Source organism: Streptomyces sp. NPDC090088, from assembly GCF_044747345.1.
In the GTDB taxonomy this organism is placed as follows: Bacteria; Actinomycetota; Actinomycetes; order Streptomycetales; family Streptomycetaceae; genus Streptomyces.
In genome coordinates this window covers 44,213-57,038 of record NZ_JBIVDZ010000007.1, presented here as the reverse complement: position 1 = coordinate 57,038, position 12,826 = coordinate 44,213, and the positions used below count along the sequence as shown (strand labels likewise).

The following is a 12,826-nucleotide window of genomic DNA, read 5'->3' as shown; positions in this document are numbered from 1 at the left end:
AGCGATCCTCCCACGGTCGGGTGGTACGCGAGGTATGGACGCCCCGTTCACTCACGGCTGGGGATTTCCCGTGCGGCGGTAGCAGACGGCTGTGCGGACGGGGACCCGGGCGCGGACCCGGGCGCCATTCGTGGCAGGACCGCGAGCGCGGCCACCGGCACCGCGGCCAGGGCCAGCCAGGGGACGGCCGGGGGCAGGTCCGCGTCGAGCAGGGTGCCGGTGGCCGCGCTGCCGAGGAGGACGATCAGGCCGGAGACCGAGGAGAGGGCGCCGGTGTAGAGGCCGAGCCGGCCGTCCTCGGCGAGGTCGGGGACGCGGGCGTGGACGACCGGGGCGACGAGCATCTGGCCGAGGGTGAGCAGGACGACGAGGACGGCGGCGGGCAGCAGTGCGGCGGTGCCGGTCCGGGCGGCGGGCCGGGCCGCCGCGACGGCCGCGAACCCGGCGGCGGTCAGCAGCAGTCCGGCGGCCAGGGAGCGGCGCGGTGCGAGCCGCTTCCCCGCCCAGCGGGTGACGGGCAGCTGTGCGGTGACGACGAGCAGCGAGGACAGCGCGAACAGCCAGGCGAGCGGGGCCTGCGAGCCGGTCGCCCGCTCCACCTCCGCCGGGAGGGCGAGGTAGAGCTGGTTGTAGGCGAGCAGGCAGGCGCCGTAGCCGCAGCACAGGGCGAGGAAGGTCCGGTTGTGCGCCAGGTTCCGCGGGCCGCCGCGGACCCGGACCCGCCGTCGGCCCGGGATGTGCTGCGGCAGGAGCACGGCGTGTCCGGCGAGGACGAGGACGAAGACACCGGCCCCGGCGAGGCACACCGCGCGGAAGTCGACGGCCAGCAGCGCGGCCCCGAGCAGGGGCCCGACGAAGGCGCCCGCCTGTCCGGCGACGGTGAACAGCGCGAGGACCCGGGTGCGCGGTCCGTCGCCCGCCGCCTCCCGGAGCACCGCCTGCCGGGCCACCTCGGACTCCACCGCCGGGGAGAACAGCGCCGCCGCGAACCCGATCAGCAGCACCGCCCCGATCACCGTCCAGGTCCGGTCGGCGTACCCGAGCCAGGCGAACCCGGCGATCCGCAGCGCGCACCCGGTGAGGACGACGGGCCGCACCCCGTACCGGTCGGCCAGTGCCCCGCCCACCACGAACAGCCCCTGCTGGCTGAAGGTCCGCAGCCCGAGGACCAGTCCGACCAGCCAGCCCGCCATGCCGATCGTCCGCCCGAGATGCTCGGCGAGGAAGGGCAGTACGGCGAAGAAGCCGATGTTGAAGGCGAGTTGGGTGAGGATCAGCAGCCGGAGAAGCGGAGTGAGGAAGGGAGAGAGGACGGGAGTGACGAGGGGAGTCATGTCACCTTCCGTCGCCTGACCGGCCGTTCGGCCGCCGCCGTCACGGCCAGCGCCCCGAGCAGGGCGAGTGCGGCGGCGGGGGCGAGGACCGCCCAGGGGGCGCGTTCGGCGTACGGCTGGTTCTCGGCGAGGAGGAGGCCCCATTCCGGGGACGGCGGCTGGGCGCCGAGGCCGAGGAAGCCGAGCGAGGCGAGGGCGAGGGCGACGCCGGGCAGCCGGAGCAGGGCGTGCCGGACGACGGGCGGGAGCACGGCGGGCAGCAGTTCGTGGCGGAGCAGCTGGCGGCGGCCGGCGCCGAGGGCCACGGTGGCGGTGAGGTGGAGGGTGGCGCGTTCCTGCCGTAGCAGCGCGGAGGTGTGGGCGGCGAGCGGCGCCCAGGCCACGGCGGTGACGGCGACCGCGGGGGCGAGCGGTCCGCCGCCCGCGACGGCCGTGACCAACAGGGCCGCCAGGACGGGCGGTACCGCGTTGACGGTGTCGACGAGCGGTCCGGACAGCCGGGGCAGCAGTCCGAGGAGCACCCCGGCGAGAAGGGCGGCGGCGCTGATCGCGAGGGCGAGCAGCAGGGTGTCGAGGGCGCCGTGCGCGACCCGGGCGAGCAGGTCGCGGCCGAGCGCGTCGGTGCCGAACGGATGCCCCGGGGAGGGGGGTCGGAGTCGTTCGGTGGTGTCGAGGGCGAGCGGGTCGCGGGGCAGGCCGGCGGCGACGAGGGCGAGCAGGACGGAGGCGAGGGCGGCCGGGGTGGTGCGGCGGCCGGCCGGGGGCGCACGGTGCGGGGCGGGCAGCGCTCCGTCGCGCAGGGCGGGGCCGATGAGCAGGCGGACCAGGAGCCGGCAGGCGAACGCGGCGGCCGTGGCGAGCAGGAGGAGGGCGAGGGTGCCCGCCTGGAGGACGGGCAGGTCCTGAGCGAGGGCGGCCTGGAGGGTGGTGCGGCCGAGGCCGGGGATGTCGAAGATCTGCTCCACGGCGACGGCGCCGCCGGTCAGCCCGACCACGAACAGCCCGGCGTTGGGCAGGAGTTCGGGGACGCAGCGGCGTACGGCCTGGCGGGCGATGCGCCGGGCGGACACGCCCCGGGCCGCCGCGGCCCGGGCCCATGGCTCGGCGAAGGCGCCGGGCAGCAGGTCGTCGAGGAGCCGCCCGAGGACGGCGCCGGCCGGCAGGCCGAGGGCGAGTGCGGGCAGGACGGTCCAGCGGGGGCCGTACCAGCCGAGGGCGGGCAGCCAGCCCAGCTGGACGCCGACGACGGAGGCGAGGACGGAGGCGGTGAGGAACTCGGGCAGCGCGGCGAGGACGGCGGAACCGGTGCCGGCCGAGCGCCGGCCGCCGCCGGTCCACAGGGTCCGGGCGCACACCGCGCCGGCGGTGCAGACGGCCACTGCGAGGGCGGCCGTCATCAGGAGGAGGGAGGCGCCGAGTGCCGAGAGGACGGCCGGGGTCACCTCCCCGCCGGAGATCCACGACCGTCCGGCGTCCCCGCGCGCCAGCCCGCCGGCCCACTCGGCGAGGAGGTCGAAGGGGCCCTTGTCCAGGCCGAGTTGGGTACGGATGGCGGCGAGCACCTCGGGTGTGGGATCGCGGTCCTGGGCGCGCGCCTTGAGGACGGTGCGGGCCGGGTCGGTGTGGGCGAGCCAGGGCAGCAGGCCGATTCCGCAGACCGGCGCGGCGGCGAGCGCGGCCCGCCACAACAGGGTCCGCATCGGTCAGCGCCGGGTCCCGGTGCCGACGAGGACCCGCTCGTAGGGGTCGAGGCGGACGCCCTTCACCCCGGTGCGGACACCGGTGATCACCCGCTGGTGGACCAGCGGGACGACGGCGTCGGTGCCGAGGATCTCGGCCTCGGCGGCGAGGGCGGCGGCCTGCCGCTTGCCCGTGTCGGTGGCGGCCTCGGCCCGGGCGACGGCCCGGTCGACGTCCGCGTCGCAGAGCTGGGCGAGGTTGTAGCCGCCGTCGCAGGTGTGGTCGCTCGCGAGGACGGCGACCGGGTCGCCGGTGTCGACGAGGGTGTTGCGGGCGAGGACGACGGCGTCGAACTTCCCGGCGAGGGCGTCGCCCTCCAGCCGTGAGTAGTCGCGCACGACGAGCCGGACGGTGAACCCGGCCTTCTCCAGCTGCTGCTTCAGCACCTGGGCGGCTTCCGGGAGTTCGGGCCGGTTGTCGTAGGTGGCGAGGGTGACGGAGGTACCGGCGGGCCGTACCGCCTTCGCACGGCCCGTCACCGGTACGCGCCCGCCCTCGGCCCAGGTCACAGCGGGCCCGTAGATGCCCGCTCCGGCGTCGGCGTGGCCCTCGTAGACACCCTGGGCGAGTGCGGAGGTGTCGACGGCGGCACGGGCGGCGGCGCGGGTTCCGGCGTTCCTGAAGGGCCCCGACCGGGAGTTGAGGAGGAGGCTGGTGGTGCGGGTGGTGGCGGTCTCGTGCCGGGTGTCCTGGTCCAGGGTCGCGGCCTGGGCGACCGGCACCGCCTCGGCGATGTCGACGTCACCGGTGCGCAGGGCGTTGGCGCGGGCGGTGCCGTCGGCGACGAAGCGGACGTCGATTCCGGTGGCCCGGGCGAGTCCGCCCCAGTAGTCGTCGTTCCGGTCGAGGGTGGCGGCGGTGGAGCCGGTGACCTCGGTGAGCGCGAAGGGGCCGGTGGCGGTCCCGACCGGGTCGACGCCGCCCTTCGCGTCGTACGCCTCGGCGGACAGGACGGCGAGGCCGGGGCTGGCCAGCCGCAGCGGGAGCACGGGGTCGGCGGCGCCGGTCGTGACGCGCACCGCGTGGTCGCCCTCGGCCTCGGCCGTCAGGCTGACGCCGGTCAGGGCGGCCGGGGCGGGCTCGGCCCGGGCGGCCCGGCGCAGGGCGCGGACGACGGCGGCCGGGGTGACGTCGGTGCCGTCCTGGAACTCGGCCTCGCGCAGGGTGAACACCCAGGCGCGGTCGCCGTCCTTCCGCCAGGACTCGGCGAGCGCGGGCGCGGCGCCGCCGTTGGCGTCCAGTGCGGTGAGCCCCTCGGTCACGCCGAGCCTGCTGAGGATCGTGGCGTCGGCGCCGTACGGCGAGAGCCGCTCGGCGGGCGGGAAGGCGAGCGCGACGCGGAGCCGGGAGCCGCCCTCGCCCTCGGCGGCCGGGCCGGCGCCGCCGGACTCGGCGAAGCAGCCGGTGAGCAGCGGGGTGAGCAGGAGGGCGGCGAGCAGCCGGGGACGGCGCGTGGGGCGCGGGAGAGACATGTTCCTCGGTTCGGTGCGGGGCGGGCGCGGGCGAAGAGCGATCACCACACTACATGACAATCATTTTCATCAAGCCCGGGTGGCCGCCCGCCCCAGCGGAAGCTCGAAGTGCACGATCCCCTGCTCCCCGCCCGGCTCCCCGCGCTCGTCCAGCACGACCTTCCCGAGCGACCGCCAGAACGCCTCGGCGCCGGGCACGGCGGGGTCGGTGTGCAGGTACACGGCCCGGTACCCGCCGTCCGCGACGGCGAAGTCGACCAGCGCGGCCACCAGTCGCCGGGCGATCCCCCGCCGACGGAACTCCGGCCGCACATACAGCCGCCGCACCTGGGCGGTCTCCCCCGAGGGGTACCGCTCGGCCAGCTCCCGGGGGTTGGGCGGATGGGCGGGCCCTCGCGAGTCGAGCGCCCCGGTCCCGATCACCTGCCCACCCGCGTCGACAGCGACCAGCAGGGTGTGCCGGCGGGAGGCGAGATAGGCCGCGCCGGGGTCGACCATGTCCCCGTGCCAGCGCGGCACGTACCCCGTACCGAAGTCCCGGTAGACGGTGTCGAGCATGACGGCCCGCGCGCCGTCGAGGTCGTCGGGGGTCGCCACCCTGATGCTGTAGTCACGCACTTGCACATCATATGCATTAGCGCGTGACGGCCCACCGGGGCGCCCCGAGGATCAGGCCTCGGCCACGAACGTCACGAACTCCGTCCAACCGTCCCGGCCCACGGCGAAGTCCGGGCGGGACACGTCCTTGGAGTCCCGTATGCGGACGGCCTGTTCGGTGACAGCGACCTCGATGCAGCTGTCTCCCTGGCTTCCGCTGTAGCTCGACTTGAACCAGGCGAGTTCCGTCGTGCTCATAGTTCTCCTCGCAGTCGCTCCAACAAGCCCTGCGATTCTTTGGGGTTGAGGGCCTGCGAGCGCAGTGTGTCATAGCGCTGCTGGAGCAGGCTCACCCCTTTCACGTCACTGATCAGCCGCCCGTTCTGCTGCCCTTCGGAGTACGCGAACCGCCGTCCCTCCGGTGTCTCCAGGAGCTGAACCGGCCCGTCCAGACACGCGTGCAGCCCCGCCTCCAACGGCACGATCTGAAGCGTCACGTTGCGCAGGGCGGCCCGCTCCAGCACATGGTCGTACATCTCGCGCATCTGCTCCGCGTCCCCGAACCGCCGCCGGAACACGTGCTCCTCGACGATGAAGCTGAACGGCACCGTCGGCCGCTCGTACAGGATGCGCTGGCGCTTCATCCGTACGTCGAGCAGGTTCTCCAGGCCCTCGTCCGTGACCACCGGGATGGTGCCGTCGAACACGGCCCGCGCGTACCGGTCCGACTGCAACAGCCCCGGCACCAGCCTGCACTCGTACGTGCACAGGATCACCGCGATCCGCTCCAGCCGGGCCCACTGCCGGAACCAGACCGCCAGCCCCCTCTCCCCGCGCGTCAGAAACTGGGCCGCCTTCCGTAACGCCCCGGTGTTGCCCAGCGCCTCCTCGGCCCGCTCCACGAACGCCCGGTCCGGCATCCGCCTCCCCAACTCCACCGACGCGACCGTGTGTTTGGAGAACCGCACCAGTTCGCCGAAGTCGGCCCTGCCGTACCCGGCATGCTCCCGCAGCGCCTGGACGACGGCCCCGAAGGTCCGCAGGCTGTCGGAGGGGTCGGGCTCCCGCTCCACCTCGCAGCCCGTCGGATCGTCGCCGTCACTCTCGTCCACGCCGTTCGCCATACGCGGCCACCTCCAGGTACGTGCGCGCTCCGCTCCCCGCGATCAACTCACCCAGAGTGACGGAAAGATCCACGTACCGTCTACGGATTGCCCTCGTACGCTGACGCAGCGTACGCGCCGCGTACTGCGGTCACAGAGCCCATTCCGTGGTCAGCAGGTCGACGAGTCTCCGCTGCTGCGCCGCGAGTGCTTCCGGCGTCCAGTCGTCGTGCTGAAGTACCTGGCTGGTCAGGGCGAACGGAACGGAGCCGCCGCGGCCCGTGAAGTACCTGGCCTTCTTGGCGGCGAAGTCGTAGTTCTGGGCGGCGGAGTTCTTCGCCCGGTTGAGCAGGACCAGGTTGCCGAGCCGGTGGGTCCAGTGCTCTCGCTGTGCCCGGTCGAACAGATCCACCCACCGGGAGTCGGCGCTCGGATTCTGCGGGAGTACGTGCTCGACGGTGATGAGCGGCAGGTCGTACTTCACGCCATGGGCCTCGGAGAGCAGTTCGTCCACACGGAGCAGGACGAACTTGCGGGTCTTGGCGACGAGGTACAGCTCGCCTTCGAGTCGGGAGCGCGTCTCCGACTTCTCGGTCTCGGTCAACTCGAACGCGGGAGAGTCCAGGCCCTGGCCCTGGTCGAGTTGGCGGAGGAGCTCGGCATACCGTGTCACGCGTGGCGTGGTGTAGACGCGCCGGATGAACATGCTCGCGGACAGGCGTTCCAGGGCCTTGAGGAAGCGGTCGAGCCAGACCGGGTCGTGTTCGTGGTTGCGCAGGGCCCACAGTGCGGCGGGCCGCCAGTCGTTGTTGTCGGTCTGCTGAAGGCGCTTGAACCAGGCGTTGACCTTCTCCGAGCCGAATGACGCCTCGTACCGCGCGTCGCGGATCTGGGCGTATGCCTCGGCGTACGGTACGACCACGTCGTTGACGAAGACCTCGGCCTTGCCGGGCAGGTACTGGTTGAGAACCTGCGTGGGAAACTCCTTGAGCAGTTCCCGTTCCGCGCGCTTCTTCTCGTAGATCATGCGCAGGTGAAGGAAGAGATCCGCGAAGTCGTCCCGGCCCAGGGTCTCTTCGGCGTCCTCCCACCTGCGTGCGCAGTCCTCCGACTCCTGCGCGTCTTCCAGGGCCCCGATGATCTGCGACTTGAAGATGTCGGTGGGCGACAGGTCCAGCCCCCTGGAATTCATCACGCTGAAGATCCGGTGCGCACTCTCCAGGTCGGGGGTGGCGACCACGACCAGGAAGGTCCGTTCGCCGAGCATGCGGACCAGACCGAGACGGCGTTCCTCCGACCAGCGGGCCAGTTCCCGGTACAGGGCGAGCGCGTTGTCCCGCACCGCTTTCTGCGCGTCCGTCGGCAGCGTGTTCCTGTCGATACCGAGGAGCGTCTCGGTGGCTCCGCCGGTCTGGACGTGTTTACGGAAGAACTCGGCGTCACGTGGGCGGGGTCTGAGTCTTGGCTTGGGCATGAGCCCGAGGATCGGGTCGCCGGGCTGGTTGACCAGCTTGTGCAGGGCGTCGCACAACTCGGGAGTGGTCGTCAGGTCCCGGAGGACCGAGAGCAGGATGGTCAGCGTGGTGAGACGCTGCTGACCGTCGATGACGTCGGACCTCGGTTCTCCGCTCGTTTTGACCAGGACCAGCGAACCCAGGAAGTACGGCTCGTCGGTCCCCCGCTCCAGCGCCTCCGCCAAGTCCGTCAGCAGTTGGACGGCCTGCTCCTCCTGCCAGGCGTACGGGCGCTGGTAGTCCGGTATGCGGAAGTCGTAGTCGCTGCTGAAGACCTTGTGCAGGGGCATCTCATGCGCTTCGAGCTTTTGCATGCGCTCATCATGGCGGGCCCCGCCGACAATCGTTGCCGACCTTCCCGAAGTGCCCGGGCGCTCGCACCGGGCCGGACGTACGCCCGGCCCGGTGGGCGTCAGGCCGCCCTGCGGGCCTGTCCCCGGTGGGCGCGGATGATGCCCGCGTAGCGGTGGCCACTGCCCTTGATCGTGCGGACCTGGGTGTCGTAGTCGACGTGGACCAGGCCGAAGCGCTTGTCGTAGCCGTACGCCCACTCGAAGTTGTCCAGCAGCGACCAGGCGAAGTAGCCGGCCAGCGGGGCACCCTTGCGGGCGGCCGAGGCGCAGGCGGCGAGGTGGGCGGCCAGGTACTCCTGGCGCTCGGGGTCGTCGACCGTGCCGTCGGGGCGGACCACGTCCGGATAGGCGGAGCCGTTCTCCGTGACGTAGAGCTTGCGGGCCCCGTACTCGTCCGTGAGGCGCAGCAGCAGCGCCTCGATGCCGCTCGCGTCGATCTCCCAGTCCATGCCGGTGCGCGGGACGTCCGGGCGGTGGACCGAACGGGCGTAGGGCGCCGGGCCGTTCGGGTCGTCCTCGATGTACGCCGGGAAGTAGTAGTTCAGGCCCAGCCAGTCCAGGGGGGTGGCGATGGTCTCCAGGTCGCCGGGGCGCTCGGGGAGTTCGACGCCGTAGGTCTCGACCATGTCGGCCGGGAAGCCTCGGCCGTGCACCGGGTCCAGCCACCAGCGGTTGACGTGTCCGTCGTGGCGGCGGACGGCGGCCGCGTCCTCGGGCCGGTCGGAGGCGGCGAACACGGTGGAGAGGTTGTTGACGATGCCGACCTGGGCGCCGGGCGCGGCCGCGCGGATCGCCCGGGCGGCCAGACCGTGGCCGAGCAGCAGGTGGTACGAGGCGCGGACGGCGGCCGTCAGGTCGGTCCGGCCGGGGGCCATCGTGCCCTCCAGGTGGCCGATCCAGGCCGAGCAGGAGGGCTCGTTGAGGGTGGTCCAGTGGTGGACGCGGTCGCCGAGGCGTTCGGCGACGACGGAGGCGTACGCGGCGAAGTGCTCGGCGGTCGCCCGCTCGGGCCAGCCGCCCCGGTCCTGGAGCGCCTGCGGCAGGTCCCAGTGGTAGAGGGTGACGGAGGGGGTGATGCCGGCCGCCAGCAGGGCGTCGATCAACCCGTCGTAGAAGTCCAGGCCCTTGGCGTTGACCGGTCCGTCGCCACCGGGCAGCACCCGCGGCCAGGCCACCGACAACCGGTAGGCGTTGGTGCCGAGTTGCCGCATCAGACCGATGTCCTCGCGCCAGCGGTGGTAGTGGTCGCAGGCGACGTCGCCGTTGTCGTCGCCCGCGATCTTCCCCGGGGTGTGCGAGAAGGTGTCCCAGATGGAGGGTGCGCGGCCGTCCTCGGCGACGGCCCCCTCGATCTGGTACGCCGCGGTTGCCGTGCCCCACAGGAAGTCGTGCGGGAGGGCGGCGAGGTCGATGGTCACGTAAGTCCTTTCGGAACCAGGTGGGTTCACTTGACGGCGCCGGCGGTCAGCCCGGCGACGAGGTAGCGCTGGAGCAGCAGGAAGCCGGCCACGACGGGGACGCTCACCACGAGCGAGGCGGCCATGATCTGGTTCCAGTACACGTCGTTGAGCGTGGAGTAGCCCTGGAGACCGACGGCGAGGGTGCGGGTGGTGTCGTTGGTCATGACGGAGGCGAAGAGGACCTCGCCCCAGGCGGTCATGAAGGCGTAGACGGCGACCGCGACGATGCCGGGGATCGCGGCCGGGACCACGATCCGGAAGAGCGCGCCGAGCGGTCCGCAGCCGTCCACCAGGGCCGCCTCGTCCAGGTCGCGCGGGACCGAGTCGAAGTACCCGATCAGCATCCAGATCGAGAACGGCAGCGAGAACGTCAGGTAGGTGAGGATCAGGCCGCCCCGCGAGCCGAACAGGGCGATGCCGGTGGCGTTGCCGATGTTGACGTACAGGAGGAACAGCGGGAGCAGGAAGAGGATGCCCGGGAACATCTGGGTGGACAGCACGGTGACCGTGAAGACGCGCTTGCCGCGGAACTCGTACCGGCTGACCGCGTAGGCGGCGAACACCGCGACCACGACCGAGCAGACGGTCGCCGCGATCGACACGATCAGCGAGTTCACGAAGTACTTGGCCAGCGGGACCGTCGACCAGATGTCGATGTAGGGGCGGACGGTGAGCCCGCTCGGCAGCCAGCGGAACTTGCCGGTGACGTCCGCGAGGGGCTTCAGCGAGCTGGAGATCATCACGTACACGGGGATCAGCACGAACCCGGTGAGCAGCGTGAGGAAGATCCGCCGGGACCAGAGGAAGGAGCGCGGCGGGGCCATGGGCGAGCTAGACATCCGAGGTCCTCCGTCCGCGCGAGGTGAACACCAGGTACACGCCGGTCACCACCAGCAGGAAGAGCAGCAGGAGCACGGACATGGCCGAGCCGGTGCCGAAGTTCCAGGTGACGAAGGAGGCCTGGTAGATGTGGACCGAGATGAGGTCGGCGGCCTCCGGGGCGGACTTGCCGAACAGCACGTACGGCGTGTTGAAGTCGTTGAACGTCCACAGGAACAGCACCAGGATCAGCACCTGGTTGACCGGGCGCAGCGACGGCAGGGTGATCCGGCGGAGCTGCTGCCACAGGCCCGCGCCGTCCAGGGCGGCCGCCTCGTACAGCTCGCGCGGGATGTTCTGGAGTCCGGCCATCACGATCAGGAAGGCGAACGGCCAGCCCTTCCACACCGACACGATGAGCAGCGCCCAGAAGCTGTTGTCGCCGATCAGCCAGAAGGACGGCTTGTCGGTGAGGTGCAGCTGGTCGTGCAGGACGTGGTTCACCAGGCCGTTGTCGTGCTGGAACATGAACACCCAGGTGATGACGGCCGCGTAGACCGGCAGCGCGTACGGCACCAGGAACAGGGCCCGCAGCAGGCCCCGGCCCTTGAAGGTGTCCTGCATGAACACCGCGGCGGCGGTGCCGATCAGCCAGCACAGGCCGACGGAGAGGAGGGTGAAGCCGACGGTGACGGAGAACGAGTGCAACAGGGCTTTGCCGATCGGGGCGTTGAACTCGACCGACAGCTTGTAGTTGTCGAATCCGGCCCACGGGGCGGTGGTCCAGTCTCGGATGTAGAACTGGGTGAGCTCCTTGAAGCTCATCACGACGCCGATGACCATCGGGACGAGATGGACGAGGAGTTCGAGGAGCAGGGCGGGCAGGAGCAGCAGGTAGGGCAGTCCGATGCGGCGGATCCGCCCGGGGCGGCGGCCCGAGCCGCCCGCCGCCCCGGGGGAGTTCACCCGCGCCGGTTCTCGCACAGCGGTGGTGGTGGTCGTCATGTCGTTCAGGCCGCCGGCATCTGCTGCTGGGCCTTCTCCAGTTCTGCCTTCACGGAGTCGGTGGTGATGGCGCGGCCGGCGGCGGCGTCGGCGAACAGGTTCTTCACGGCCGTACCGACGGTCGTCTCGAACTGCGACTCCGAGGCCACCTGGGGCAGGGCCGAGGCGCTGGTGGCGAGGGTGTTCTTCAGGACCGCGTTGGCCGGGGTGTTGAAGGCCGCGTCCTCCTGGGCCGCCTTGACCGGCGGGATGGAGCTGTAGGCGGTGTTGAGGATCTTCTGCTCGTCGTCGCCGGTCATGAACTTCACGAACTTGGTGGCGCCGTCGAGGTTCTTGGTGTTCTTGAAGACGGCCAGGTTGATGCCGGCGACCATCGAGTTGACCTGGGCGCCGGTGCCGGGGGTGCCGGACTGCACGGGCACGGGCGCGATGCCGTAGTCGCTGTCGCTCATGCCCTGCGACTTGAGGTTGGCGGAGGCCGACTGCCACAGCAGCATGGCCTGCTTGCCCTTGGCGAAGTCGCTGACCGACTGGTTCTGCGCGTACTCGGCGTCACCGGTCGGGATGGCCTTGTCCTTGGCCATCAGGTCGACGTACTGCTTGACCCCGGCGACGACCTTGTCGTTGGTGAAGTCCGGCTTGCCGTCGGCGGTGAAGAAGTCGCCGCCGTGCTGCTTGGCGAAGACGAAGGTGTGGTGGATGTTCTCCGAGACGTTGCCGCCCTCGGCGCCGAGCGCCGACTTGCCCTTCGCCGAGATCTTCTTGCCGTCGGCGATCAGCTCGTCCCAGGTGGCCGGGGGCTGGGAGATGCCGGCGTCGGCGAAGATCTTCTTGTTGTAGTAGAGCGCGTACGCCATCGAGTACAGCGGTACGGCCGCCGGGTCCTTGCCCTCGGCACCGGTGGAGCCGAGCGCCGAGTCGACGAAGCGGTCCCTGCCGCCGATCTTGTCGAAGTTCTTGGCGTCCCAGGGCAGCAGCGCGCCGGTCGCCTGCAGCGAGGCGCTCCAGGTGTTGCCGATGTTCAGCACGTCGGGGCCCTGGCCCGAGGTGGTCGCGGTCAGGATCCGGTTGAGCAGGTCCGACCAGGGCACGACCTCCAGCTTGACCTTGATGCCGGTCTGCTTCTGGAACTTGTCCAGCTCGGGCTGGAGGACCTTCTTGTCGACCTCGATGCTGGCGCCCTGGTTGGAGGCCCAGTAGGTGAGCGTCTTCGGGGAGTCGTCGGACCCGCCGCCGGTGGACGAACCGCCACCGCAGGCCGTGGCCGCGAGGGCGAGAGACATGGTGACGGCGCCTACGGCCGCGGCTCGGATGCTGCGCATGGCTCCAGCTGTGCCTTTCCGGGAGTCGAGAACCCCGAGAGGGCTTCGCGCGTTCGGCTCCCGAAGCCCCTCATGGCTTAATTTAGGACGTGAGTTAATCCTCGGAA

11 protein-coding genes are annotated in these 12,826 nt (G+C 71.4%); all 11 read right to left on the bottom strand.

What is annotated here, in order from left to right; all coding sequences use genetic code 11:
• Window positions 1-47: 47 nt before the first annotated feature.
• The 11 genes from ACIPSJ_RS31270 to ACIPSJ_RS31220 all read right to left on the bottom strand — a co-directional run bounded on the left by ACIPSJ_RS31270 (window position 48) and on the right by ACIPSJ_RS31220 (window position 12,719).
• Entirely contained in the window at window positions 48-1,334 is a 1,287-nt protein-coding gene (locus ACIPSJ_RS31270) for an MDR family MFS transporter (protein WP_401351036.1), read from the bottom strand.
• A complete protein-coding gene (locus tag ACIPSJ_RS31265) occupies window positions 1,331-3,034 on the bottom strand; it encodes an ABC transporter permease subunit (protein ID WP_401351034.1) in 1,704 nt (567 codons plus the stop codon). The genes ACIPSJ_RS31270 and ACIPSJ_RS31265 overlap by 4 nt, the downstream gene beginning before the upstream one ends.
• Before the next feature lie 3 nt (window positions 3,035-3,037).
• The gene (locus ACIPSJ_RS31260) at window positions 3,038-4,546 is read right to left on the bottom strand and encodes an ABC transporter substrate-binding protein (protein WP_401351032.1); all 1,509 of its coding nucleotides are present in this window, start codon (window positions 4,544-4,546) and stop codon (window positions 3,038-3,040) included.
• A 69-nt stretch (window positions 4,547-4,615) separates the two neighbouring features.
• Complete coding sequence (locus tag ACIPSJ_RS31255; protein ID WP_401351030.1) at window positions 4,616-5,164, bottom strand: GNAT family N-acetyltransferase; 549 nt, start codon at window positions 5,162-5,164, stop codon at window positions 4,616-4,618.
• 51 nt (window positions 5,165-5,215) lie between these two features.
• Entirely contained in the window at window positions 5,216-5,401 is a 186-nt protein-coding gene (locus tag ACIPSJ_RS31250) for a DUF397 domain-containing protein (protein WP_401351028.1), read from the bottom strand.
• Window positions 5,398-6,267, bottom strand: coding sequence for a helix-turn-helix domain-containing protein (locus ACIPSJ_RS31245; protein WP_401351026.1), 870 nt, complete (start codon window positions 6,265-6,267; stop codon window positions 5,398-5,400). Before ACIPSJ_RS31245 ends, ACIPSJ_RS31250 begins: the two co-directional genes overlap by 4 nt.
• A 130-nt stretch (window positions 6,268-6,397) precedes the next feature.
• Complete coding sequence (locus ACIPSJ_RS31240; RefSeq protein ID WP_401351024.1) at window positions 6,398-8,074, bottom strand: DUF262 domain-containing protein; 1,677 nt, start codon at window positions 8,072-8,074, stop codon at window positions 6,398-6,400.
• 98 nt (window positions 8,075-8,172) lie between these two features.
• Window positions 8,173-9,531, bottom strand: coding sequence for a GH1 family beta-glucosidase (locus ACIPSJ_RS31235; protein ID WP_401351022.1), 1,359 nt, complete (start codon window positions 9,529-9,531; stop codon window positions 8,173-8,175).
• 26 nt (window positions 9,532-9,557) lie between these two features.
• A complete protein-coding gene (locus ACIPSJ_RS31230; RefSeq protein ID WP_359214114.1) occupies window positions 9,558-10,397 on the bottom strand; it encodes a carbohydrate ABC transporter permease in 840 nt (279 codons plus the stop codon).
• Between the two features lie 7 nt (window positions 10,398-10,404).
• A complete protein-coding gene (locus tag ACIPSJ_RS31225) occupies window positions 10,405-11,397 on the bottom strand; it encodes a carbohydrate ABC transporter permease (protein WP_401351020.1) in 993 nt (330 codons plus the stop codon).
• A gap of 5 nt (window positions 11,398-11,402) precedes the next feature.
• Window positions 11,403-12,719 (bottom strand): ABC transporter substrate-binding protein, encoded by a 1,317-nt coding sequence (locus tag ACIPSJ_RS31220; RefSeq protein ID WP_401351018.1) that lies wholly within the window; start codon window positions 12,717-12,719, stop codon window positions 11,403-11,405.
• Window positions 12,720-12,826: the final 107 nt, after the last annotated feature.

Bases quoted from the DNA above. Each gene is read 5' to 3' on its own strand.
- ACIPSJ_RS31270 (WP_401351036.1), bottom strand. From the start codon at position 1,334: ATGACTCCCCTCGTCACTCCCGTCCTCTCTCCCTTCCTCACTCCGCTT.
- ACIPSJ_RS31265 (WP_401351034.1), bottom strand. From the start codon at position 3,034: ATGCGGACCCTGTTGTGGCGGGCCGCGCTCGCCGCCGCGCCGGTCTGC.
- ACIPSJ_RS31260 (WP_401351032.1), bottom strand. From the start codon at position 4,546: ATGTCTCTCCCGCGCCCCACGCGCCGTCCCCGGCTGCTCGCCGCCCTC.
- ACIPSJ_RS31250 (WP_401351028.1), bottom strand. From the start codon at position 5,401: ATGAGCACGACGGAACTCGCCTGGTTCAAGTCGAGCTACAGCGGAAGC.
- ACIPSJ_RS31245 (WP_401351026.1), bottom strand. From the start codon at position 6,267: ATGGCGAACGGCGTGGACGAGAGTGACGGCGACGATCCGACGGGCTGC.
- ACIPSJ_RS31240 (WP_401351024.1), bottom strand. From the start codon at position 8,074: ATGCAAAAGCTCGAAGCGCATGAGATGCCCCTGCACAAGGTCTTCAGC.
- ACIPSJ_RS31230 (WP_359214114.1), bottom strand. From the start codon at position 10,397: ATGGCCCCGCCGCGCTCCTTCCTCTGGTCCCGGCGGATCTTCCTCACG.
- ACIPSJ_RS31225 (WP_401351020.1), bottom strand. From the start codon at position 11,397: ATGACGACCACCACCACCGCTGTGCGAGAACCGGCGCGGGTGAACTCC.
- ACIPSJ_RS31220 (WP_401351018.1), bottom strand. From the start codon at position 12,719: ATGCGCAGCATCCGAGCCGCGGCCGTAGGCGCCGTCACCATGTCTCTC.